The sequence below is a fragment of the Streptomyces sp. NPDC002680 genome (genome assembly GCF_042889145.1).
Taxonomy (GTDB): domain Bacteria; phylum Actinomycetota; class Actinomycetes; order Streptomycetales; family Streptomycetaceae; genus Streptomyces; species Streptomyces adonidis.
Genome location: NZ_JBIAQP010000011.1, coordinates 218,057 through 240,139, shown reverse-complemented (window position 1 = coordinate 240,139; position 22,083 = coordinate 218,057). Strand labels below are relative to the sequence as shown.

Here is a 22,083-nt window from a genome sequence, read left to right as displayed (position 1 = left end):
TTCGCGAATGCTGTGTGAAGGTCTCCAAGTGAGCGTAAGCGGAACCTTTTTGACGCTCTCTTGACTGCTAAGATCATCCCACTTTCAGTAGGCTGAGGCGTGCCGCGCGCACGGGGGACAGTCTCTAAGGGCCCCATCGCGAAGGAGTGGCTGAGTTGGTCCGCCGGTAAGGTTCGCCACCGGGCTGGGCCCGTGTTCCAGGCCGGACCCAACGGACTGCAACTGCTCCTGTCGCAAGGCGACTTGAAGAGAGTCTCATGACGTCATTGATCCAGGATCCACTGCTGTGGATCTTGCTCGTGGTCCTGGTCGCTGCGGTCGTCGCAGTGATGCGGGCCCGCAGAACCAACATGGCCCTCCGCAGGAAGACCAACGACCTGCAGAGCGCCCGCGAAGCCGCGCAGAGCGACCGCGACCGCCTCTATGCGGAATACACCCAGCTGAACGCGCAGCACGCGGGCGACCTCGCCGCGGTGCGCAAGGATGCGGAGGAAGACACCAAGGCCGTCCTGAAGTCCGCGATGCGGACGCTCCAGGTCCTCGCCGACGAACAGCAGCTCATCATCGAGAAGTCGCAGCGCCGCTACGGCGACGACGAACAGGTCCTCGGCGACCTGATGATGATCGACCACACCAACAGCCAGTTCGGCCGCCGCGCCCAGGGCATCGCGGTGCTCTGCGGCGGCTGGCTCGGCCGGCGCGAGTCCACCGCCTCCGTGTACGACGTGGCCCGCAGTGCCCAGGGCCGCATCAAGCACTTCGACCGCGTCACCATCAACACCCAGGTGAACGTCTCGGTGGCCAGCCGGGCCGTCGAGCCCGTCGCGGTCGTCCTCGCCGAACTGCTCGCCAACGCCACCAACTACAGCGCGCCCGGCACCCGCGTCGACATCAACATCCAGGCCGTACCCACCGGTGTCTGCCTGATCGTCGACGACGCCGGCCTCGGTATGAACACGGAGGAGAAGGCGCGGGCCACCGTGCTGCTCTCCCCGCAGGCACCGGTCGACATCACGAGCCTCGGCGACCCGCCGAAGTTCGGCTTCGCCGTGTCCGGGATGCTCGCCACCAGGTACGGCTTCAAGGTCTCGGTCGATTCGGTGTCCCCCTACGGCGGCGTACGGGCGGTGATTCTCTTGCCAGAGAACCTGTTGACGACGGACGTTCCCGAGCCCGAGGGCGGTGCTGCCAAGACAGCCGAACCCCAGGCGCCCGAGGCTCCTTCGGTCGCCCCGCAGCGGCTGACCCCGGTGGCCACGCCCGGCGGACCGCCGCGTCCGATCGGGACGACGGCCGGTGGCCTGCCCAAGCGGCGGCGGCGCGGCAGCCCGGTCGCGGTGGTGCCCTCGCCGCCGGAGCCGGCCGAGCCGGAGTTCAACACAGAGGTGACGGCTTCACGTATCGGTGCGTTCCAGCGCGGAACGCTGCTTGGGCGGGATACGACCACCATGGAAGGACCACAGGACCAGTGAATCCCGATCTGTCGTGGGTGCTGAACGATGTGCTGCAAGTGCGCGGCGCCCGTCACGCGATCCTCGTCTCGGCCGACGGCCTCCTGCTGGAGCGGTCCAGTGACATCGAGCGCGACGAGGCGGAGACCAACGCCGCCGCGATGAGCTCGATGCAGTCCCTCAGCCGGGCCGTCGCCCCCTTCGTCGGCTCCGGACGCGGTCTGTGGAAGCAGACCCTGATCGAGTACGACGGCGGCTGGATCTTCCTGATAGCCGCGGGCAGCGGCGCCTACCTCGCCGTGTCGGCCGCGCTGGACGTCGACATGGAGGCCATGTCCTTCCGGATGCAGCAGCAGGTGGGCGCGCTCGGCAAGGCGATGACCACCCCGCCGCGTCAGAACGCCGGTGCGGACGCATGAACGCCCACGGCGAGGAAGCTCCGGTCACGGTCACCAGCGACTTCGTCCGCTCGTACGTCATCACGGGCGGACGGCGGCTGCCGACCGCCGATGACCTGTCCCTGCACACCCTGGTCACCCTGGCCCCCGACCGGGAGGTGCCGCTCGGCGCCAGCCCCGAGGTCCGGGCCATCTGGGACCTGTGCGGCGGCGGCTACCTCTCCGTCGCGGAGGTCGCCGCGCACCTGACGCTCCCGGTGGGCGTCGCCCGTCTCCTGCTGACCGATTTATTCGAACAAGGTCATCTCCTGCGCCGTGCCGCGCCCCCACGCGCCCAGTCCGTCGACAGAGGAATCATCGAAAAGGTGCTGCATGGACTCGAATCCCTCTACGGCTGAGACGATCTACGTCTCAGACGCGGTGACCACCACCGCGAAGATCCTTGTCGTAGGGCACTTCGCGGTGGGCAAGACCACGTACATCGGTTCGCTGTCGGAGATCACCCCGCTGCGCACCGAGGAGAAGATGACCCAGGCGTCCGCCCACGTGGACGATCTGAAGGGTGCCCCGGACAAGGTGACGACCACGGTCGCGCTGGACTTCGGCCGGCTCACACTGAGCGACGAACTGGTGCTGTACCTCTTCGGTACGCCCGGTCAGCAGCGCTTCATGCAGCTGTGGGAGGACATGGCCCGCGGCGCGCTCGGAGCCCTGCTCCTGGTCGACCCGTCCCGGCTGGCCGAAACGTTTCCGGTGATCGACCTGGTCGAGAAGTACGGCCTGGAGTACGCCATCGCCGTCAACACCTTCGACCCGCAGGGCGGCGAGTTCGACGAGGACGAGATCCGCGAGGCCCTCGACCTGCTGCCCGACACCCCGGTCGTCTACTGCGACGCCCGGGACCAGACGTCGTCGGCGAGGGCACTGATCGCCCTCGTGCAGCACCTGCTCGCCCGCGCGGCCTGAGCCCCGGTCCCCCTCCCGTCCGGCCCCTGCCCGCACAAGGGGCCCGGACACGGGGCCCGGGCAGGGACGTCAGGGCAGGGGCCCGGACCGTTCGGACCAGGGCCCCGCACAAGGTTTTTCCTCACCTCCGTCCCCCGCCCCCGAGGCGCGGGGAACCCAAAGGAACCTCCATGGACATACAGCACGCGGGTGCCACGTCGAGCGCTCCCGCCAGATGCCCCATGCACGGCGCCGACTTCGCCGCCGATCCGCAGGGCATCTACGACAAGTTGCGCGCCCACGGCCCGGCCGCACCGGTCGAGCTCGCACCGGGCGTGGACGCCACGCTCGTCGTCCAGCACGAGATGGCCCTCAGGGTGCTCCAGAACACCACCCTGTTCGCCCGTGACTCGCGCCGCTGGGCCGCCCTGAACGAGGGCCGGATCTCCCTCGACAGCCCCGTCCTGCCGATGATGATGTACCGGCCCAACGTCCTGTTCACGGACGGCGCGGTGCATCTGCGGCTGCGCAAGGCCGTCACCGAGAGCCTCGCCAAGCTGAACATCAGCCGGATCCGGCGGGACGTCGAGCCCATCGCCGACTATCTGATCGACCAGTTCAGCGAGCGGGGCCGGGCCGACCTCCTCAACGACTACGCCAAGCTGATCCCGCTGCTGCTGTTCAACAAGATGTTCGGCTGCCCGGCCGACATCGGCGACCGCCTCAACACCGGTATGTCCGCCATGTTCGACAGCCAGGACGATGCCATCAAGGGCATCGAGATCGTCGCCACCTGCCTCCAGGAGCTGATCACGCTCAAGCGCCGCGAGCCCGGCGACGACGTGACCTCCTGGCTGATCCAGCACTCGGCGGGCCTCAACGACGAGGAACTCCGGGACCAGCTGATCGTGCTGATGGGCGCGGGCCTTGAGCCCCAGCGCAACCTCATCGCCAGCTCCCTGCTCCTGCTGCTGTCCGACGACAGCCGCTCGGAGCGCGGCAGCGGCATGCTGGTCGAGGAAGCCATCGACCATGTGCTGTGGAACAACCCGCCCATCGCCAACTACGCGACGCACTACCCCTTGCAGGACGTCGACCTCGGCGGCGTCCCGGTCGACGCGAACACCCCGGTCGTCATCAGCTTCGCCGCCGCCAACAGCGACCCGTCCCTCAACGAGGCCCGGCAGATGGCCAGCAAGGGCGCCCACCTGGCCTTCGGCGCGGGTCCGCACGCCTGCCCCGCCAAGGACCCGGCCCTGGTCATCGCGCTCACGGCGATCGAGAAGATCCTCAACGCGCTGCCCGACCTGACCCTCTCGGTCCCGCAGGACAGCCTGCTGTGGCGACCCGGCCCCTTCCACCGCGCGCTCGCCTCGCTGCCGGTGCGGTTCAGCCCGACGCCGGCCACCCGGGTCGCGGCGGCCATGCGCAACCAGGCCCCGATGCCCGCGGCGACGGACCCGGCACACCGTCCGGCCCCGCAGCCGGCGGCGGCTCCGGCGGCCCGTCAGGAACAGCGCAAGAAGGGATTCTGGAGCTCCTTCCTCGATGTCTTCCGGCTCTGAGGCCCAACCGCCCACTCACTTAGGCCGGTTGGGCCGACCGGCGCGAGCGCCCTGTGACCGAGGTTCCCCCTCGGGCACAGGGCGCTCTGCCGTTCCCGCCCGTCCTCAGGCGAGCAGTTCGTCCACCTCGGCCGCGAACAGCAGGGCCGGGTCGAACTCCATCCCGGTGAAGTGGCCGGCGAGTTCCAGGGACAGGACGCCGTGCAGCCGGGTCCAGCAGGCCAGGGCCCGGCGCAGGGCCGCGGGCGGTGCGGGGTGGCCGGCCGCCCACTTCCGGTGGTCCTCGATATGGGCGTCGAACGGGGTCCCGGGGCCGGCGGGGGGCAGTGCGGCGCAGGCGTCGAGCAGAGTCGCCATGATCTCGGACGCGATCCCGGTGATGTCGTCGGGCGCGTGGTAGCCGGGCACGGGCGTGCCGTACACGAGGAAGTACCGATGGGGGTCGGCCAGTGCCCACTCGCGCAGGGCGTGGGCGAGCACGGTCAGGTCGGGGCCGGGCTCGGCGGCCGTACGGAGGGCGTCGGCGAGGCTTCGGTACGCGTCCCTGATCAGCTCGGTGATCAGCTCGTCGCGGCCGGCGAAGTACCGGTAGAGCGCGGGTCCGCTCATGCCCATCTGCTTGGCGACGGCGTTGAGGGAGAGCGCGGACGCGCCCGCCGCGGCGATCTGCTCCCACGCCCGTTCCTTGATCTCCGTACGCACCTGGGCGCGGTATCGCTCGCGCGGGGTCTCGGTCATGGTTAGAGGTTATCACTCAAGTTATTGACACTCGCACTCGTCGAGTTATAGCTTCTAACCAACGCGACAACAGGAAACTGGTCATGGAGGCCGTCATGGGCACAGAAGAACTCGTCGAGGTCGTTCTGCCGGGCAAGGTGGAGCCGGAAGGGCTGGAGGTCCGGCACGGAGCCGTGCCCACCGCCGGTCCCGGGCAGGTCGTGGTCCGGATGGAGGCGACCGGCGTCTCCTTCGCCGAGCAGCAGATGCGCCGCGGCCGGTACTACGACCAGCCGGCGTTCCCCTTCGTGCCCGGTTACGACCTTGTCGGCACCGTCATCGCCACCGGCGAGGGCGTCGGGCCGGACCTGGCCGGCACCCGGGTGGCCGCGCTGCTCAAGGTCGGCGGCTGGGCCAGTCATGTGCTCGTCGACGCGGCCGACGTGGTGCCGGTGCCCGACGGGATCGGCGCGGCGGAGGCGGAGACGGTGGTGCTCAACGGCATCACCGCCTGGCAGATGCTGCACCGCAAGGCCCGGGTCCGCGCCGGGCAGACCGTCCTGGTGCACGGTGCCAACGGCGGCGTCGGCACGGTCCTGGTCCAGCTCGCCCACGCGGCCGGCGCGAAGGTGATCGGTACGGCGTCCGTACGGCACCACGACGCGCTGCGGGAGCGGGGCGTCGTCCCCGTCGACTACCGCGCCGGGGATGTCGCCGCCCGGGTCCGTGAACTCGCCCCCGGGGGAGTGGATGCCGTCTTCGACCACGTCGGCGGACGCAGCGTGACCGACTCCTGGCGCCTCCTCGCACCCGGCGGCACGCTCGTCTCGTACGGCAGCGCCTCCACCCGGGACGCCGAGGGCTCCAAGCAGTGGCCGGTGCTCAAGCTGCTCGGCCGGGTGTGGGTGTGGAACGCGCTGCCCAACCGCCGCCGCGCCTACTTCTACAACGTCTGGGCCGGGAAGGCCCTGGCCCCGAACCGATTCCGGGCCCGGCTGCGCGCCGACCTCGCCCAGGTCCTCGCCGCCCTCCGCAGCGGCGACGTGACCGCCCAGGTCGCCGCCCGGCTGCCCCTCGTCCGCGCCGCCGACGCGATGCGGCTCGCCGAGTCGGGGACGGTCACCGGGAAGGTCGTGCTCACTCCGTAGGGCGGTCGCCGGGCAGTTCCGCGAACTCCGTCAGGGCGTGCGTGAGCCACTGGGTCCAGAAGGTCTCCAGGTCGATGCCCGCGCGCAGGACCAGGTGCTGGAGCCGGTCCTGGGGGTCGGCCGTACCGGGTGGGAAGTCCCGCTTCTCGATCTCCTGATATTCCGTCAGTTGTCGCTGGTGCAGGGCGAGATGGCGGCGCAGGTCGGTCTCGATGCCCTCCGTGCCGACGACCGCCGAGGCACGCAGGCGCAGCAGCAGGGTGTCGCGGTACGGCTTGGGGTCCTGGGGTGCGGCGGTCCAGCGGGCCAGTTCGGCGCGGCCCGCGGGGAGGACCTCGTAGCTCTTCTTCTGGCCGCGGGTCGGCTGCTCGGCGGGCAGGGCGCGGATGTGCCCGTCGGCCTCCAGTCTGCCCAGCTCGCGGTAGATCTGCTGATGTGTCGCCGACCAGAAATAGCCGATCGACCTGTCGAACCGGCGCGTCAACTCCAGCCCCGAGGACGGTTTTTCGAGCAGGGCGGTGAGGATCGCGTGCGGGAGGGACATGCCACGGCTCCTAGAGGGTCGCTGCCAGTTCGGTGCCCTGCTTGATGGCGCGTTTGGCGTCCAGCTCGGCGGCCACGTCGGCGCCGCCGATCAGGTGCACGCTGTGTCCGGCGGCCAGCAGGTCGTCGTACAGGTCTCGGCGCGGGTCCTGGCCGGTGCACAGGACGACGGTGTCGACCGGGAGGACGGTGCTGGTGCCGTCGACGGTGACGTGGAGTCCGGCGTCGTCGATACGGTCGTACCGGACGCCCGGGGTCATGGTGACACCCCGGTGCTTGAGTTCGGCGCGGTGGATCCAGCCGGTGGTCTTTCCGAGGCCCGCGCCGACCTTGGTGGTCTTGCGCTGGAGCAGGTGGACGGTGCGCGACGGGGCGGTCCGCTCGGGGGCGGTGAGGCCGCCGGGGGTGCGGTGGTCCATGTCGACGCCCCAGGCGCGGAAGTACGCCGCCGGGTCCTCGTGCGTCTTGTCGCCGGTGTCGGTGAGGTACTCGGCGACGTCGAAGCCGATACCGCCGGCGCCGAGGATCGCGACGCGGTCACCGACAGGGGCGTTGTCGCGCAGGACCTCCAGGTAGCCGACGACGCTGGGGTGGTCGACGCCGGGGATGTCGGGGGTGCGGGGGGTTACGCCGGTGGCCACCACGACCTCGTCGTAGTCCGCCGTCAAGTCGTCTGCGGTCGCTCGGGTGTTGAGGCGTACGTCCACGGCGTGGGCGTCGAGCTGGTGGCGGAAGTAGCGGATCGTCTCGTCGAACTCCTGCTTGCCGGGGACCTTGCGGGCGACGTTCAGCTGGCCGCCTATCTCGGGGGCGGCGTCGAAGAGGGTGACCTGGTGGCCGCGTTCGGCGGCGGAGACGGCGCAGGCGAGTCCGGCGGGTCCGGCACCGACGACCGCAATTCGCTTGCGTCGCCTGGTCGGTGAGAGGACCAGTTCTGTTTCGTGGCAGGCGCGCGGGTTGACCAGGCAGGAGGTGATCTGCCCGCTGAAGGTGTGGTCCAGGCAGGCCTGGTTGCAGCCGATGCAGGTGTTGATCGCCTCGGGTGTCCCGGCGGCGGCCTTGTTCACGAAGTCCGGGTCGGCGAGCATCGGGCGGGCCACGGAGATCATGTCCGCGCACCCTTCGGCGAGCAACTGCTCGGCCAGGTCAGGGGTGTTGATGCGGTTGGTGGTGACGAGGGGGATGCCGACCTCGCCCATGAGCCTCTTCGTCACCCAGGTGTACGCGCCGCGTGGCACCGAGGTGGCGATGGTGGGGATACGGGCCTCGTGCCAGCCGATGCCGGTGTTGATGATCGTGGCTCCGGCCTCCTCGACCGCCTTGGCGAGTGTGATCACCTCGTCGAGGGTGGAGCCGCCTGGGACCAGGTCCAGCATCGACAGGCGGTAGATCAGGATGAAGTCCTCGCCCACGGCCTCGCGTACTCGGCGGACGATCTCGACCGGGAAGCGCATGCGGTTCTCGTAGGAGCCGCCCCAGCGGTCGGTGCGGTGGTTGGTCCGGGGGGCGATGAACTCGTTGATGAGGTAGCCCTCGGAGCCCATGATCTCCACGCCGTCGTAGCCGGCGCGGCGGGCGAGGACGGCGGTGCGGGTGTAGTCGTCGATGGTCTGTTCGATCTCGGCGTCGGTGAGTTCGTGTGGGGGGAAGGGGCTGATCGGGGCCTGGAGGGGGCTGGGGGCCGCGAGGTTCTGGTGGTAGGCGTATCGGCCGAAGTGGAGGATCTGGAGCGCGATCTTTCCGCCCTCGCGGTGTACGGCGGTGGTGATGGCTCGGTGTTGTTCGGCTTCGGTGTCGGTGGTGAGTTTGGCTCCGCCTTCGTAGGGGCGGCCGGCGTCGTTGGGGGCTATGCCGCCGGTGACGATGAGGGCGACGCCGCCTCGGGCTCGGGTGGCGTAGAACTCGGCCATGCGGGTGAAGCCGTTTTCGGCTTCTTCCAGGCCGATGTGCATGGAGCCCATGAGGATGCGGTTGGGGAGGGTGGTGAAGCCGAGGTCCAGGGGGGTCAGGAGGTGGGGGTATGGGCTCATGGGGGCCTCCGGGGGTGGGGTTGGGTCTGTTCTTTTGTAGGGGACGTGGGGGTGGTTTTGCAACTAGTTGCATAATGGCGTGCGGCACATGGGGGTGGTTTTTTCGCCCCCGCCGCCCCTACCCGTTCCCATCCTCTGGGGGCTGCGCCCCCAGACCCCCCTTTCGGCCTGGACGGCCTCGTCCTCAAGCGTCGGACGGGCTGAAAGGGGCTGTGGGGTGCGTCACCTCGCCCATTTACTTGGACGTCCTAGTATCCTGATTACTAGGACGTCCAAGTAAATGGGAAGGCATGACCGTGAACGATCTCCACCGTCCCGTGCACCCCGTCCGGCTGGTCACCGCCTCGGCGCTGTTCGACGGGCATGACGCCTCGATCAACATCATGCGGCGGATCTTCCAGTCCCAGGGCGCCGAGGTGATCCACCTGGGGCACAACCGGTCGGTGCGGGAGGTCGTGGACGCGGCGCTCGAAGAGGATGCGCACGGTGTCGCCGTGTCGTCCTATCAGGGCGGGCATGTGGAGTACTTCGAGTACCTCGTCGAGTCGTTGCGGGGGCAGGGGGCCGAGCACATCCAGGTCGTGGGTGGTGGGGGCGGCGTCATCGTGCCCGACGAGATCGCTCGGCTGCGGCGGAGCGGTGTCACCATCTTCTCGCCCGAGGACGGGCAGCGGATGGGGCTTGCCGGGATGGTCAACTCGGTCGTCAAGGACTGTGATTTCGATCTTTGGGACAGTAAGGCCGTCGATGCCGCCGCCGTGCTCACCGGTGATCGGTTCGCCATCGCCCGTGCCATCACCGGTGCCGAGCTGGGCAAGCTGCCCGACGAGCTGCTGGAGCAGGTGCGTGCCGCCGCTGCCGCTCGGGTCACGCCCGTTCTCGGGATTACTGGTACAGGTGGCTCCGGGAAGTCCTCGCTCACCGACGAACTCGTACGGCGGTTCCGTGTCGACCAGCAGGACAAGCTGCGGATCGCTGTGATCGCCGTTGACCCCACCCGGCGTCGGGGTGGCGGGGCGTTGCTCGGCGACCGGATTCGGATGAACTCCCTGGACGGCAGCCGGGTCTTCTTCCGGAGTCTGGCCACGCGTGGGAGTCGTGAGCTGCCCGAGCATCTGTCCGACGTGATTGATGTGATCAAGGCCGCCGGGTTCGATCTCGTGATCGTGGAGACGCCCGGTATCGGCCAGGGCGACGCGGCGATCGTGCCGTACGTCGACACCTCCATGTATGTGATGACGCCCGAGTTCGGCGCCGCCTCGCAGCTGGAGAAGATCGACATGCTCGACTTCGCCGATGTCGTGGCTATTAATAAGTTCGAGCGGCGTGGTGCCAAGGACGCTATGCGCGATGTGGGGCGTCAGCTTGTGCGGAACCGCGAGGCGTTCGGGAAGAAGCCCGAGGACATGCCGGTGTTCGGCACCTCCGCCGCCACCTTCAACGACGACGGGGTCACCGCGCTCTACCAGCATCTGAAGGCCGATCTGGGTGAGCGGGGGCTGCCCCTGTCCGACGGTGCTCTGGCACCGGTCGCCGTGCGGTACTCCTCCGGTATCCGGCGGGTCGTGCCCGCCGAGCGGGTGCGCTATCTCGCCGAGATCACCGAGGCGGTGCGCGCCTATCACGCAGGGACGGAGACGCTTGCCGACGCGGCCCGGCGCGTGCAGCGGCTGGACGCCGTCCGGGGTGAGCTGGTCGAGGCCGGGGCCGAGGTGCAGGGTGTCGAGTCGTTGCTCGCCGACGCCTGCCGGGGGCTGCCGCACGACATCAGCGACCAGATCCGGGACTGGCCCGCCGTCGTGGCCTCGTACTCCGGTGACGAGCAGGTCGTGAAGGTGCGGGACCGGGAGATCCGTACCCAGCTGAACCGTGAGTCGCTCTCCGGTAACAAGATCCCCCGGGTCGCGCTGCCCGCCTTCACCGATCACGGGGAGCTGGTGCGGTTCTGGCGGCGGGAGAACCTGCCCGGGCTCTTCCCGTTCACCGCCGGGGTGTTCCCCTTCAAGCGTGACGGCGAGGACCCGGCGCGGATGTTCGCGGGGGAGGGCGATCCGTTCCGTACGAACCGGCGCTTCAAGCTGCTCTCCGAGGGGCAGTCGGCCACCCGGCTGTCCACCGCGTTCGACTCCGTCACCCTCTACGGCCGTGACCCCGACGAACGCCCCGACATCTACGGCAAGGTCGGTACGTCCGGGGTCTCCGTGGCCACCCTCGACGACATGAAGGCGCTCTACGACGGGTTCGACCTCGTCGCTCCCACCACCTCCGTGTCCATGACGATCAACGGGCCCGCGCCGACCGTCCTCGCCTTCTTCCTCAACACCGTCATCGATCAGCAGATTGAGAAGTTCGCTGTTGCGGAGGGGCGTCAGCCGTCGGCGGAGGAGGTTGCCGAGTTGCGGGCGCATGCCCTCGCGAACGTGCGCGGCACCGTGCAGGCCGACATTCTCAAGGAGGACCAGGGGCAGAACACCTGTCTCTTCTCCACCGAGTTCTCGCTGCGGATGATGGCCGACATCCAGGAGTGGTTCATCGAGCAGAAGGTCCGCAACTTCTACTCCGTGTCCATCTCCGGCTACCACATCGCCGAGGCCGGGGCGAACCCGATCAGCCAGCTCGCCTTCACCCTCGCCAACGGGTTCACGTACGTCGAGGCCTATCTGGCGAGGGGTATGCGCATCGACGACTTCGCCCCCAATCTGTCCTTCTTCTTCTCCAACGGGATGGATCCGGAGTACTCCGTGCTGGGGCGGGTGGCGCGGCGGATCTGGGCCGTCGCGATGAGGGAGCGGTACGGGGCCAACGAGCGCAGCCAGAAGCTGAAGTACCACGTCCAGACCTCGGGCCGCTCCCTGCACGCCCAGGAGATGGACTTCAACGACATCCGCACCACCCTCCAGGGGCTCATCGCCATTTACGACAACGCCAACTCCCTGCACACCAACGCCTACGACGAGGCCGTCACCACCCCGTCCGAGGAGTCCGTGCGGCGGGCGCTCGCCATCCAGCTGATCATCAACCGGGAGTGGGGGCTCGCCATGAACGAGAACCCGCTCCAGGGGTCGTTCATCATCGACCAGCTCACCGATCTGGTCGAGGAGGCCGTGCTCGCCGAGTTCGATCGCATCAACGAGCGGGGTGGTGTGCTGGGCGCGATGGAGACGGGGTACCAGCGCGGGCGCATCCAGGACGAGTCGATGCTGTACGAGCAGCGCAAGCACGACGGCTCGCTGCCGATCATCGGGGTCAACACCTTCCGTCGGCCCGGCGGCGAGGGCACGCCCCACGAGGTCGAGCTGGCCCGCGCCACGGAGACGGAGAAGGAGTCCCAGCTCACGCGCGTCCACGACTTCCAGAACGCGCACGGAGCGGAGGCCGCGCAGGCGCTCGCCCGGCTGAAGGAGGCCGCGGTGGGCGGCGAGAACGCCTTCGAGGCGCTGATGGCCGCCGCCAGGGTGTGCACGCTCCGCCAGGTCACCGAGGCGTTCTTCGAGATCGGCGGGCAGTACCGGAGGAACGTCTGAGGAGCGGCTGGGGAACCTCCAGCATTCTTGACCGCTGCTTGGCGCTCCACGATGCTGTGTTGCGGCACATGAGATGTGTGCCGCAATGAGCAACATCGAGGTTGTACCAGCCGAGGAGTGGCCATGACTCATCAGGTCCGTGCTGTCGTCGCCCGGGGGAAGGGCGCCCCCGTCAGCCTGGAGACGATCCTCGTGCCGGATCCCGGTCCGGGCGAGGCGCTGGTGCAGATCCAGGCCTGCGGGGTCTGCCACACCGACCTGCACTACCGCGAGGGCGGGATCAACGACGACTTCCCCTTCCTGCTCGGGCATGAGGCGGCGGGCGTCGTGGAGTCGGTCGGGGAGGGCGTCACGGACGTCGCCCCCGGTGACTTCGTGATCCTCAACTGGCGTGCTGTCTGCGGGAGTTGTCGCGCCTGTCTGCGCGGGCGCCCGTGGTACTGCTTCAACACGCACAACGCCAAGCAGAAGATGACCCTCACCGACGGGACGGAACTCTCCCCGGCGCTCGGTATCGGTGCCTTCGCCGAGAAGACTCTTGTCGCGGCCGGGCAGTGCACCAAGGTCGACCCCGCCGCCTCGGCCGCTGTCGCCGGGCTGCTGGGGTGCGGGGTCATGGCCGGTATCGGTGCCGCCATCAACACCGGCAACGTGGGGCGCGGTGACACGGTCGCCGTCATCGGCTGTGGTGGGGTCGGGGACGCTGCGGTCGTCGGGGCCAACCTCGCCGGTGCCGCGAAGATCATCGCCGTCGACATCGACGACCGGAAGCTCGCCACCGCCCGCACGCTGGGGGCCACCCACACGGTCAACTCCAAGGAGACCGACGCCGTCGAGGCGATCCAGGAACTGACCGGCGGCTTCGGCGCCGACGTCGTCATCGAGGCGGTCGGCCGGCCGGAGACGTACAAGCAGGCCTTCTACGCCCGTGACCTCGCGGGGACTGTTGTGCTGGTCGGGGTGCCGACGCCGGAGATGAAGCTGGAGCTTCCGCTGATCGACGTCTTCGGGCGTGGCGGCTCGCTGAAGTCGTCCTGGTACGGGGACTGCCTGCCCTCCCGTGACTTCCCGATGCTCATCGACCTTCACCTCCAGGGTCGCCTCCCGCTGGACGCCTTCGTGACCGAGACCATCGCGCTCGACGACGTCGAGAAGGCGTTCGAGCGGATGCACGGCGGCGACGTGCTGCGTTCCGTGGTGGTGCTGTGATGGCCGCGCGAGTCCAGCAGCCCGCCCGGATCGAGCGGCTCGTCACCTCGGGCACGTTCTCGCTCGACGGCGGTACCTGGGACGTCGACAACAACGTGTGGATCGTCGGCGACGACCACGAGGCGATCGTCATCGACGCCGCTCATGACGCCGACGCCATCGCGGTGGCTCTCGGTGGCCGTACGCTCCGGGCCGTCGTGTGCACGCACGCCCACAACGACCACATCGACGCGGCCCCCGCACTCGCCGCGCTCACCGGCGCCCCGATCCTGCTCCACGGCGACGACCTGCCGCTGTGGAAGCAGACCCACCCGGACCGCGCGCCCGACGGCGAGCTGGCCGACGGTCAGGTCCTCGCCGTGGCCGGGGTCGAGCTGACCGTGCTGCACACGCCCGGTCATGCGCCGGGCGCGGTCTGCCTGTACGCGCCCGCCCTGACCGCCCTCTTCAGCGGTGACACCCTGTTCGCGGGCGGTCCGGGGGCGACGGGACGGTCGTACAGCCATTTCCCGACCATCGTCGACTCGATCCGGGACCGGCTGCTGACCCTGCCGGGCGACACGGTCGTATACACCGGGCACGGAGATACGACCACCGTCGCCGCCGAGGCGCCGCACCTCCAGGAGTGGATCGACCGCGGTTTCTGACCGCACGGCCCGTCCGACGATCCGTACTCCCCGCCCCCTGGGGTCCATTGCTGCCCGATGTCCGTCTGAGCTGCGCCGACGCGCTCGTTTCGGCATCGGGCTCGCTTGGTTTCAGGTTGTGCAATGTGAGGAGTGTTGTCCATTGCGCAACTCGTGAGTTGGCTCATCCCGGTCCCTGGACTTCTTGACAAGGGTTCTGGGCGCCCTCAAACTGACGTTGCGCTTACCGCAATCCGTTTCGCTATACGCACCGAGGTGTCATGATGATTCCCGCGTGCCGTCTCGCGGATCTCCCGCGAGGTGAGGCCTTCCGGCTCGACATCGATCCGCCCGTCTCGGTGTTCCACACCGACGACGGCGAGGTCTTCGCCATCGACGACACCTGCACCCACCAGGATGCCTCGCTCGCCGACGGCTGGCTGGAGGGCTGCGAGGTGGAATGCCCGCTGCACGCCTCCAAGTTCGACCTGCGCACCGGCGCGGTGGACTCCCCGCCGGCCAAGCTGCCGGTGCGGACCCACGAGGTCGTCGTCGAGGACGGCATGATCTACGTACGGGTGTCCACGGACGCCCCCAACCTGCCGCCGTGCGTCGCGTCCCGGCTCGCCGGGGGTCCCGCGTGAGGACAGTGGCCGTGGTGGGCGCCTCGCTGGCCGGACTGTCGGCGGCGCGCTCCCTCCGGAAGCAGGGCTACGACGGACGGCTGGTCGTCATCGGCGACGAGGCGCACCGCCCGTACGACAGACCGCCGTTGTCCAAGGAGTTCCTGGCCGGAACCCTCGGCGAGGCGGACCTCGGGCTGGAGACGGACGGCGAGGACCTCGGCGCGGAGTGGCTGCTCGGCACCCGCGCCACCGGCCTCGACCGCACCGACCGGTCCGTCCGCCTCGCCGACGGCCGGGCGGTGCGCGCCGACGGCATCGTCATCGCGACCGGCGCCGCCGCCCGCACCCTGCCCGGCGCCGAGGGCCTCACCGGCGTGCACACCCTGCGCACCCTCGACGACGCCCGCGCCCTGCGCGACGAACTGGCCCGCGGTGGACGCCTGGTGGTGATCGGCGGCGGCTTCATCGGCGCGGAGGTCGCCTCCACGGCGTACGCCCTCGGGCTCGACGTCACCGTCATCGAGGCCGCCCCGACACCGCTGGCCGGTCCCCTGGGCGAGACCATGGGCGCCGTCGTCTCCGGCCTCCACGCCGACCACGGCGTACGGCTGTTGTGCGGGGTGGGAGTGAAGGGGCTCAGCGGGGAGCGGCAGGTGGATGCTGTTCTGCTGGACGACGGGCGCAGTGTTCCCGCCGACATCGTCGTCGTCGGGGTGGGGGCGCGGCCGTGTGTCGAGTGGCTTGAGGGGTCCGGGGTCGTTCTCGACAACGGGGTCAAGTGCGGGGCGGACGGGCGTAGCAGTCTGGCGGGAGTTGTGGCAGTTGGTGACTGTGCCAACTGGTACGACCCGCGGGCCGGCGTTCATCGGCGGGTCGAGCACTGGACCGGGGCGGTGGAACGGCCTGCTGCGGCGGTGGCGGTGTTGTTGGCGGGTGGGGCGGTGGAGTCGGGGGTGCCTCGGCCGCCCTATTTCTGGTCGGATCAGTACGGGGTGAAGATTCAGTTCGCCGGGTTCGCGGGTGTCGCTGACAGTGTGACGGTTGAGGAAGGGGCTGTTGGTGACCGTAATGTCCTTGCCGTTTATCGGCGGGGTGGGGAGCCGGTGGCTGTGCTGGGGATGAATCAGCCTCGGTTGTTTGTGCGGTGGCGCAAGCAGTTGGCTCTGCCGGTTGTGCGGTGAATTTGGCTGCGGGCCGGTGGGGGCTTGTCGCGCAGTTCCCCGCGCCCCTGTCGGGTGCGCCCCTGGCGGGGCGCTACCCGACATCACGTTGACCGAACTTTTGTGATCACTACGTTTCTCCGAGGAGTGCCCTGTGACCTCGACCAGTCTGCCCGACAGTCTGATCGCCACCCTCCCCGGCTCCTCCTATACGGACGCGGGGATCTTCGCGCAGGAGCAGGAGCGCATATTCGAGACCATGTGGTTCTGTGTCGCGCGTGCGTCCGAGCTGGCGAAGCCCGGTGCGTTCCGGACCGTCGACGTGGGCCGCGAGAGCATCCTCGTGACGCGGGCGCGGGACAACTCGATCCGCGCCTACTTCAACGTGTGCCGGCATCGGGGTGCCAAGCTGTGCACCGAGGAGACCGGCGAGGTCAAGCGGGCCTTCCAGTGTCCGTACCACGCCTGGACGTACGGCCTCGACGGCAAGCTCGTCGCCGCGCCCAACCTGACCAAGATGCCGGACGTCGGGCGTACCGAGTACGGCCTGGTGAGTGTGGCCGTGCGGGAGTGGCTCGGCTATGTCTGGGTCTGTCTCGCGGAGAACCCGCCCTCCTTCGAGGAGGACGTGATCGGCGAGGTCATCGGCCGGCTCGGTGACGTCGAGTCGATCGAGCACTACGACATCGACAACCTCTCGGTCGGCAAGCGGATCGTCTATGACGTGAAGGCCAACTGGAAGCTCATCATCGAGAACTTCATGGAGTGCTACCACTGCGCCACGATCCACCCCGAACTCACCGAGGTGCTCCCCGAGTTCGCCGACGGCTACGCCGCCCAGTACTACGTCGGCCACGGCGCCGAGTTCGGCGGGGAGGTCCAGGGGTTCACGATCGACGGCTCCGAGGGGCTGGACCGCATCCCGGGCGTCGCCGAGGAGCAGGACCGCCGCTACTACGCGATCACCGTCAAACCGCAGGTCTTCATCAACCTCGTACCCGACCATGTGATCTTCCACCGTATGTACCCGGTGGCCGCCGACCGCACGATCGTCGAGTGCGACTGGCTCTACCTCCCGCACGTCGTCGAGAGCGGCAAGGACGTCAGCCGGTCCGTGGAACTCTTCGACCGCGTCAACCGCCAGGACTTCGAGGCCTGCGAACGCACCCAGCCAGGGATGAGTTCCCGGCTCTATGCGAAGGGTGGCGTGCTGGTGCCGAGCGAGCACCACATCGGCGCGTTCCACGACTGGGTCAACGAACGGCTCGTTCAGTAGAGGGGCGCGGGCATCGGCTTTCAGGGGCGCGGGGAACTGCGCGACAAGCCCCCACCGGGCCCGCAGCCAGCAAACTCACCCCAGATACCCCATACGGTGACTGATCTCCGCAGCCCCCTTCACCAGCAGCGGCGCCAACTCATGCAACCGCTCCGTGGTGAACCGATACGACGGCCCCGACGCACTCACCGCCGCGACAACCACCCCGTCCCGGTCCCGGATCGGCGCAGCCATCGCGTGCAGGCCGACCTCCAGCTCCTCCTGCGTCCACGCATACCCCCGCTCCCGAGCCTCCGCAAGATCCTTCTCCAGCTTCGACTTCGCCGTGATCGTGTGCGGGGTGACCTTCTTCAGGCCCGCCCCGTTCAGCAACGCGCCCCGCTCCTTCGCGGGCAGGTGGGCCAGCAGGATCTTGCCGCTGGACGTGGCGTGCAGCGGGGTCAGCTGGCCGACCCAGTTGTACGCGCTGACCGCTCCGGGGCCGCGTGCCTCGAACAGGTTGACGGCGTAGTGCTCCTGAAGCACGGCGATGTTGACGGTCTCGCCGATCTCCTCGGCGAGCTGCTCGCAGACCGGGCGGCCCTGCTGGGTGATGTCGATACTCCCCGTGACCGCACCCGCCAGCCGCACGATGCCGAAGCCGAGGCGGTACTTGCCGCGCTCGCCCGCCTGCTCCACCAGACCACGCGCCTCCAGCGCGCCTAGCAGCCGGAACGCGGTCGATTTGTGAACATCGATCTCGGCAGCGACCTCGCTGACGCCTGCCTCGCCGCGTTGGGCGAGGATCTCCAGAACGCTGATCGCGCGGTCGACCGACTGCACTCCGCCGGCCGGTGAATTGGACGTTTCGGTGTCTGTGCTGTGGTTGCTCACAACGAAACTATACGCGCAGTAAAAAACGCCCCTTCCGGTAACAGCTACGAAACCAAGACCTTGCATGTTGCGTGTCCCGCAACCTGGTGCGTATAGCGCTACTGGATTAGCATGCGTCGCGTATCTACGGCGCGAGCGAGACGAGAGATCATGGCTCCCCTGCAATACGACTTCGTCATCGTCGGCGGCGGATCGGCCGGCAGCGCACTGGCCAACAGGCTCTCGGCGGATCCGGCGAACCGGGTACTGGTCCTGGAGGCCGGCCGGTCCGACTACCCGTGGGACGTCTTCATCCAGATGCCCGCGGCCCTGACCTATCCCATCGGCAGCCGCTTCTACGACTGGAAGTACGAGTCCGAGCCCGAACCCCACATGGGCGGCCGGCGCATCTACCACGCGCGCGGCAAGGTCCTCGGCGGCTCCAGCAGCATCAACGGCATGATCTTCCAGCGCGGAAACCCCATGGACTACGAGCGCTGGGCGGCCGACCCCGGCATGGAGAAGTGGGACTACGCGCACTGTCTTCCCTACTTCCGGCGCATGGAGAACTGTCTCGCCGCCGACCCCGACGACGAGTTCCGCGGCCACGACGGCCCCCTCGTCCTCGAACGCGGCCCGGCCACCAACCCCCTCTTCGGCGCCTTCCTCAAGGCCACAGTGGAGGCGGGGTACCCGGCGACGGACGACGTCAACGGATACCGGCAGGAGGGCTTCGCCAAGTTCGACCGGAACGTCCACCGGGGACGCCGGCTGTCGGCGTCCAAGGCCTACCTCAAGCCCGTCCGCAAGCGGCCCAACCTCACCGTGAAGACGCGTGCGCTGGTCACCCGTGTCCTCTTCGAGGGCAAGAAGGCCGTCGGCGTCGAGTACCAGCGTGGCAAGGGGGCGCCCCAGCAGGTCCGCGCCAAGGAGGTCATCCTCTGCGGCGGCGCGATCAACTCCCCGCAGCTGCTCCAGCTGTCGGGAGTCGGCAACGCCGAGGAGCTGAGCGCCCTGGGCGTCGACGTCGTCCACGACCTTCCGGGCGTCGGCGAGAACATGCAGGACCACCTGGAGGTGTACGTCCAGTACGCCTGCAAGCAGCCGGTGTCCATGCAGCCGTACATGGCGAAGTGGCGCGCCCCCTTCATCGGGCTCCAGTGGCTGTTCCGCAAGGGGCCCGCCGCCACGAACCACTTCGAGGCCGGGGGCTTCGCCCGCAGCAACGAGGACGTCGACTACCCCAACCTGATGTTCCACTTCCTGCCCATCGCGGTCCGTTACGACGGCTCCTCACCGGCCGGCGGTCACGGATACCAGGTGCACGTGGGCCCCATGTACTCCGACGCCATCGGCTCGGTGAAGATCAAGAGCAAGGACCCGCGCGAACATCCCGCGCTGCGCTTCAACTACCTCTCCACCGAGCAGGACCGGCGTGAGTGGGTCGAGGCGATCCGGGTGGCGCGCAGGCTGCTCAACCAGCCCGCGATGGCCCCGTACAACGACGGGGAGGTCTCGCCCGGGCCCCAGGTGGAGACCGACGAGCAGATCCTCGACTGGGTCGCCAAGGAGGGCGAGACGGCTCTGCATCCGTCCTGCACCTGCAAGATGGGGCCCGCGGCGGACGAGATGGCGGTCGTCGACCCGGAGAGCCTGCGGGTGCACGGGGTGGAGGGGCTGCGGGTCGTGGACGCGTCGGTGATGCCGTACGTCACCAACGGGAACATCTACGCGCCGGTGATGATGATCGCCGAGAAGGCCGCCGATCTGATCCTCGGCAAGCAGCCGCTGCCAGCTTCGGAGGCGGCGTATTACCGCCTCCGTGACGAAGAGCAGGCCGGGTAGACGTTGGCCGCGTCTGGGCTTCGAGGGCTCCGGGAGCTGCTGGAGCGCGTCCGGTACGAGGTGCTGCCCGCCAAGGCCACCGAGGACAAGGTTCTGGCCCATGTTCCGCGCGAGGTCGTCGTCACGGTGACGGCCTCGCCGGTCAAGGGGCTGGAACCGACCCTCGACCTGGCCGGGCGGCTGGCGGGGCACGGCTATCGCGTCGTCCCGCATGTGCCGGCCCGGCTACTGCGGGACGACACGCATCTGAAGGACGTCGTCGACCGGCTGCGCGAGGTGGGGGTCGACGACGTCTTCGTGCCGGCGGGGGACTCGGATCCGCCGGCCGGGGTGTACGAGGGTGCGCTGCCGGTGCTGCGGCGGCTGGGCGAGCTGGGCAGGCCGTTCACGCATGTCGGCGTGACCGGGTACCCCGAGAGCCATCCGCTCATCCACGACGACGTCACCATCCAGGCGATGTGGGACAAGCGGGAGCATGCGACGTACATCGTGAGCAATCTGTGCTTCGACGCGCGCGTGCTGGGGGAGTGGGTGGGTCGTATACGGCGGCGGGATGTGTCCCTGCCGGTGTACGTGGGTGTCGCCGGGCCTGTGGAGCGGGCGAAGCTGCTGTCCATGGCGACGAAGATCGGGGTGGGGGAGTCGACGCGGTTTCTGGCTCGGCATCCGGCGTGGTTTCTGCGGTTCGCGGCGCCTGGGGGGTATGTGCCGGAGCGGTTGCTGTCGCGGGTGGAGGGGGTGCTGGGGGAGCCTGGTGCGGGGGTGGCGGGGTTGCACGTGTTCACGTTCAACCAGGTCGCGGAGACGGAGAGGTGGCGCTGCGCGCTGCTTGAGCGGTTGGGGGGCTGAGGCGTTTGTCTCGCCCCCGCCGCCCCTACCCGTCCCATCCTTCTGGGGGCTGCGCCCCCAGACCCCCACTGTCGGCCTGAACGGCCTCGTCCTCAAACGCCGGACGGGCTGGAATGCCTGGGCTGGGCTGAATGATCAAGCCCCGACGGCCACACCTCCAGCGACGGCCAGCGCCATCCAGCCCGGTCGGCACCTTCCAGCCGCGGCTGGCACCACCCAGCCCGTCCGGCGTTTGAGGACGAGCGCGTTCAGCGCGACTCTCCCACCCACCCGCACGCATCTCCACTCAGCCCGTCCGGCGTTTGAGGACAAGGCCCGTTCAGGGCCGTAGGGGGGTCTGGGGGCGCAGCCCCCAGGGATGGGAATGGGTAGGGGCGGCGGGGGCGAGGAAAGGCTGGTTCAGCGGAAGACCACCGTCCTGTTTCCCTCCACCATCACCCTGCTCTCGCTGTGCCATTTCACCGCGTGGGCGAGTACCTGCGCCTCCACGTCCCGGCCCACCGTCACCAGCTCCCCGGGATCCAGCGAGTGGTCCACCCGGACCACGTCCTGCTCGATGATCTGGCCCTCGTCCAGCTCGGGCGTGACGTAATGCGCCGTCGCGCCTACGAGTTTCACGCCACGGTCGTACGCCTGCTCGTACGGGCGCGCGCCCTTGAAGCTCGGCAGGAAGGAGTGGTGGATGTTGATCGCCATGCCCTCCAGCTCCTTGCACAGGTCGTCGGAGAGGACCTGCATATAGCGGGCCAGGACCACCAGGTCGACTTCCAGTTCGCGAACCAGCTCCAGCAGCCTCGCCTCCGCCTCCGGCTTCGTCTCCCTCGTCACCGGGATGTGGTGGAAGGGGACTCCGTAACTCTCCGCCAGGCCCTCGAAGTCGCGGTGGTTCGAGACGATCGCCGGGATCTCGATGTTCAGGCCGCCCGTGCGGCGGCGGAACAGGAGGTCGTTCAGGCAGTGGCCGAACTTCGACACCATGATCAGGGTGCGGGTCGGCGTCGACGCTTCCCGCAGGGTCCAGGAGATGCCGTACGCCTCCGCGACCGGACCGAATCGGTAACGCAGATTTTCCAGGTCCGCGTTTGGATCGGAAACATCGAAGTGGACCCTCATGAAGAAACGGCCCTGCAGTCGATCATCGAACTGCTGGCTCTCCAGGATGTTTCCCGAGTTACGGACGAGAAAGCCGCTCACGGCGTGCACCAGCCCCGAGCTGTCGGGGCACGAGAGGGTGAGGACGTACTCGCTGCCGGTCTGCGGTCGAGGGAACTTAGGGGACACGTCGGCCTCCGTCGGTGCGTATTGCACAACATGGTGAG

General features: G+C 68.8%; 19 protein-coding genes and 1 pseudogene. 15 read left to right on the top strand and 5 right to left on the bottom strand.

Going from position 1 to position 22,083, the window contains the following annotated elements:
• Window positions 1-257: 257 nt before the first annotated feature.
• The 5 genes from ACFYXF_RS28490 to ACFYXF_RS28470 all read left to right on the top strand — a co-directional run bounded on the left by ACFYXF_RS28490 (window position 258) and on the right by ACFYXF_RS28470 (window position 4,359).
• Entirely contained in the window at window positions 258-1,472 is a 1,215-nt protein-coding gene (locus ACFYXF_RS28490) for an ATP-binding protein (RefSeq protein ID WP_389353616.1), read from the top strand.
• Window positions 1,469-1,870 carry a roadblock/LC7 domain-containing protein gene (locus tag ACFYXF_RS28485; RefSeq protein ID WP_105973205.1) on the top strand — a complete coding sequence of 134 codons (402 nt, stop codon included), beginning with the start codon at window positions 1,469-1,471 and terminating at the stop codon, window positions 1,868-1,870. The genes ACFYXF_RS28490 and ACFYXF_RS28485 overlap by 4 nt, the downstream gene beginning before the upstream one ends.
• The gene (locus tag ACFYXF_RS28480; protein ID WP_318323840.1) at window positions 1,867-2,247 is read left to right on the top strand and encodes a DUF742 domain-containing protein; all 381 of its coding nucleotides are present in this window, start codon (window positions 1,867-1,869) and stop codon (window positions 2,245-2,247) included. Before ACFYXF_RS28485 ends, ACFYXF_RS28480 begins: the two co-directional genes overlap by 4 nt.
• A complete protein-coding gene (locus ACFYXF_RS28475) occupies window positions 2,222-2,815 on the top strand; it encodes an ATP/GTP-binding protein (protein ID WP_389353613.1) in 594 nt (197 codons plus the stop codon). The genes ACFYXF_RS28480 and ACFYXF_RS28475 overlap by 26 nt, the downstream gene beginning before the upstream one ends.
• A 221-nt stretch (window positions 2,816-3,036) precedes the next feature.
• Window positions 3,037-4,359 carry a cytochrome P450 gene (locus tag ACFYXF_RS28470; RefSeq protein WP_389353920.1) on the top strand — a complete coding sequence of 441 codons (1,323 nt, stop codon included), beginning with the start codon at window positions 3,037-3,039 and terminating at the stop codon, window positions 4,357-4,359.
• Window positions 4,360-4,464: 105 nt separating this feature from the next.
• Here ACFYXF_RS28470 and ACFYXF_RS28465 read toward each other — a convergent pair whose 3' ends face one another.
• The gene (locus ACFYXF_RS28465; protein WP_389353612.1) at window positions 4,465-5,097 is read right to left on the bottom strand and encodes a TetR/AcrR family transcriptional regulator; all 633 of its coding nucleotides are present in this window, start codon (window positions 5,095-5,097) and stop codon (window positions 4,465-4,467) included.
• Between the two features lie 95 nt (window positions 5,098-5,192).
• On the opposite strand from ACFYXF_RS28465, the gene ACFYXF_RS28460 reads away from it, so the two are divergent.
• Complete coding sequence (locus ACFYXF_RS28460; protein ID WP_389353611.1) at window positions 5,193-6,224, top strand: medium chain dehydrogenase/reductase family protein; 1,032 nt, start codon at window positions 5,193-5,195, stop codon at window positions 6,222-6,224.
• Here ACFYXF_RS28460 and ACFYXF_RS28455 read toward each other — a convergent pair.
• Together ACFYXF_RS28455 and ACFYXF_RS28450 are read right to left on the bottom strand one after the other, a co-directional pair.
• Complete coding sequence (locus ACFYXF_RS28455; RefSeq protein WP_389353610.1) at window positions 6,214-6,768, bottom strand: PadR family transcriptional regulator; 555 nt, start codon at window positions 6,766-6,768, stop codon at window positions 6,214-6,216. The two genes, ACFYXF_RS28460 and ACFYXF_RS28455, sit on opposite strands and share 11 nt — an antisense overlap.
• A gap of 10 nt (window positions 6,769-6,778) precedes the next feature.
• Window positions 6,779-8,797 (bottom strand): FAD-dependent oxidoreductase, encoded by a 2,019-nt coding sequence (locus tag ACFYXF_RS28450; protein WP_389353608.1) that lies wholly within the window; start codon window positions 8,795-8,797, stop codon window positions 6,779-6,781.
• Between the two features lie 296 nt (window positions 8,798-9,093).
• Here ACFYXF_RS28450 and icmF point away from each other — a divergent pair, with 296 nt between their 5' ends.
• The 6 genes from icmF to ACFYXF_RS28420 all read left to right on the top strand — a co-directional run bounded on the left by icmF (window position 9,094) and on the right by ACFYXF_RS28420 (window position 17,218).
• Window positions 9,094-12,321: a fused isobutyryl-CoA mutase/GTPase IcmF gene (icmF, locus tag ACFYXF_RS28445; RefSeq protein ID WP_389353918.1), complete on the top strand. Its 3,228-nt coding sequence runs from the start codon at window positions 9,094-9,096 to the stop codon at window positions 12,319-12,321.
• A 123-nt stretch (window positions 12,322-12,444) separates the two neighbouring features.
• Window positions 12,445-13,530 carry an S-(hydroxymethyl)mycothiol dehydrogenase gene (locus tag ACFYXF_RS28440; RefSeq protein WP_389353606.1) on the top strand — a complete coding sequence of 362 codons (1,086 nt, stop codon included), beginning with the start codon at window positions 12,445-12,447 and terminating at the stop codon, window positions 13,528-13,530.
• Complete coding sequence (locus ACFYXF_RS28435; protein ID WP_389353604.1) at window positions 13,530-14,177, top strand: MBL fold metallo-hydrolase; 648 nt, start codon at window positions 13,530-13,532, stop codon at window positions 14,175-14,177. Before ACFYXF_RS28440 ends, ACFYXF_RS28435 begins: the two co-directional genes overlap by 1 nt.
• Before the next feature lie 260 nt (window positions 14,178-14,437).
• Complete coding sequence (locus ACFYXF_RS28430) at window positions 14,438-14,800, top strand: bifunctional 3-phenylpropionate/cinnamic acid dioxygenase ferredoxin subunit (protein ID WP_389353602.1); 363 nt, start codon at window positions 14,438-14,440, stop codon at window positions 14,798-14,800.
• The gene (locus tag ACFYXF_RS28425; protein ID WP_389353600.1) at window positions 14,797-15,963 is read left to right on the top strand and encodes an NAD(P)/FAD-dependent oxidoreductase; all 1,167 of its coding nucleotides are present in this window, start codon (window positions 14,797-14,799) and stop codon (window positions 15,961-15,963) included. Before ACFYXF_RS28430 ends, ACFYXF_RS28425 begins: the two co-directional genes overlap by 4 nt.
• A gap of 133 nt (window positions 15,964-16,096) precedes the next feature.
• Window positions 16,097-17,218 carry an aromatic ring-hydroxylating dioxygenase subunit alpha gene (locus ACFYXF_RS28420; RefSeq protein ID WP_389353599.1) on the top strand — a complete coding sequence of 374 codons (1,122 nt, stop codon included), beginning with the start codon at window positions 16,097-16,099 and terminating at the stop codon, window positions 17,216-17,218.
• Between the two features lie 75 nt (window positions 17,219-17,293).
• Here ACFYXF_RS28420 and ACFYXF_RS28415 read toward each other — a convergent pair whose 3' ends face one another.
• The gene (locus ACFYXF_RS28415) at window positions 17,294-18,040 is read right to left on the bottom strand and encodes an IclR family transcriptional regulator (protein ID WP_389353916.1); all 747 of its coding nucleotides are present in this window, start codon (window positions 18,038-18,040) and stop codon (window positions 17,294-17,296) included.
• 201 nt (window positions 18,041-18,241) lie between these two features.
• Between ACFYXF_RS28415 and betA the strand changes: the two genes are divergently transcribed.
• The 3 genes and pseudogenes from betA to ACFYXF_RS28400 form a co-directional block, all read left to right on the top strand.
• Window positions 18,242-19,915 carry a choline dehydrogenase gene (gene betA / locus ACFYXF_RS28410; protein ID WP_389353598.1) on the top strand — a complete coding sequence of 558 codons (1,674 nt, stop codon included), beginning with the start codon at window positions 18,242-18,244 and terminating at the stop codon, window positions 19,913-19,915.
• A gap of 3 nt (window positions 19,916-19,918) precedes the next feature.
• Window positions 19,919-20,764: a 5,10-methylenetetrahydrofolate reductase gene (locus ACFYXF_RS28405; protein ID WP_389353596.1), complete on the top strand. Its 846-nt coding sequence runs from the start codon at window positions 19,919-19,921 to the stop codon at window positions 20,762-20,764.
• Window positions 20,721-20,875 (top strand): annotated as a pseudogene (locus tag ACFYXF_RS28400) (cobyrinic acid a,c-diamide synthase); the annotation flags it as partial. The gene ACFYXF_RS28405 and the pseudogene ACFYXF_RS28400, both read left to right, overlap by 44 nt.
• A gap of 288 nt (window positions 20,876-21,163) precedes the next feature.
• On the opposite strand, the gene purU reads toward ACFYXF_RS28400, so the two are convergent.
• The gene (gene purU, locus ACFYXF_RS28395) at window positions 21,164-22,045 is read right to left on the bottom strand and encodes a formyltetrahydrofolate deformylase (RefSeq protein WP_389353594.1); all 882 of its coding nucleotides are present in this window, start codon (window positions 22,043-22,045) and stop codon (window positions 21,164-21,166) included.
• Between the last annotated feature and the right edge of the window lie 38 nt (window positions 22,046-22,083).

Coding starts and splice junctions, on each gene's coding strand:
- ACFYXF_RS28490 (WP_389353616.1), top strand. CDS start 258: ATGACGTCATTGATCCAGGATCCACTGCTGTGGATCTTGCTCGTGGTC.
- ACFYXF_RS28480 (WP_318323840.1), top strand. CDS start 1,867: ATGAACGCCCACGGCGAGGAAGCTCCGGTCACGGTCACCAGCGACTTC.
- ACFYXF_RS28455 (WP_389353610.1), bottom strand. CDS start 6,768: ATGTCCCTCCCGCACGCGATCCTCACCGCCCTGCTCGAAAAACCGTCC.
- ACFYXF_RS28465 (WP_389353612.1), bottom strand. CDS start 5,097: ATGACCGAGACCCCGCGCGAGCGATACCGCGCCCAGGTGCGTACGGAG.
- ACFYXF_RS28435 (WP_389353604.1), top strand. CDS start 13,530: ATGGCCGCGCGAGTCCAGCAGCCCGCCCGGATCGAGCGGCTCGTCACC.
- ACFYXF_RS28470 (WP_389353920.1), top strand. CDS start 3,037: ATGCACGGCGCCGACTTCGCCGCCGATCCGCAGGGCATCTACGACAAG.
- ACFYXF_RS28440 (WP_389353606.1), top strand. CDS start 12,445: ATGACTCATCAGGTCCGTGCTGTCGTCGCCCGGGGGAAGGGCGCCCCC.
- ACFYXF_RS28460 (WP_389353611.1), top strand. CDS start 5,193: ATGGGCACAGAAGAACTCGTCGAGGTCGTTCTGCCGGGCAAGGTGGAG.
- ACFYXF_RS28430 (WP_389353602.1), top strand. CDS start 14,438: ATGATGATTCCCGCGTGCCGTCTCGCGGATCTCCCGCGAGGTGAGGCC.
- ACFYXF_RS28475 (WP_389353613.1), top strand. CDS start 2,222: ATGGACTCGAATCCCTCTACGGCTGAGACGATCTACGTCTCAGACGCG.
- betA (WP_389353598.1), top strand. CDS start 18,242: ATGGCTCCCCTGCAATACGACTTCGTCATCGTCGGCGGCGGATCGGCC.
- ACFYXF_RS28450 (WP_389353608.1), bottom strand. CDS start 8,797: ATGAGCCCATACCCCCACCTCCTGACCCCCCTGGACCTCGGCTTCACC.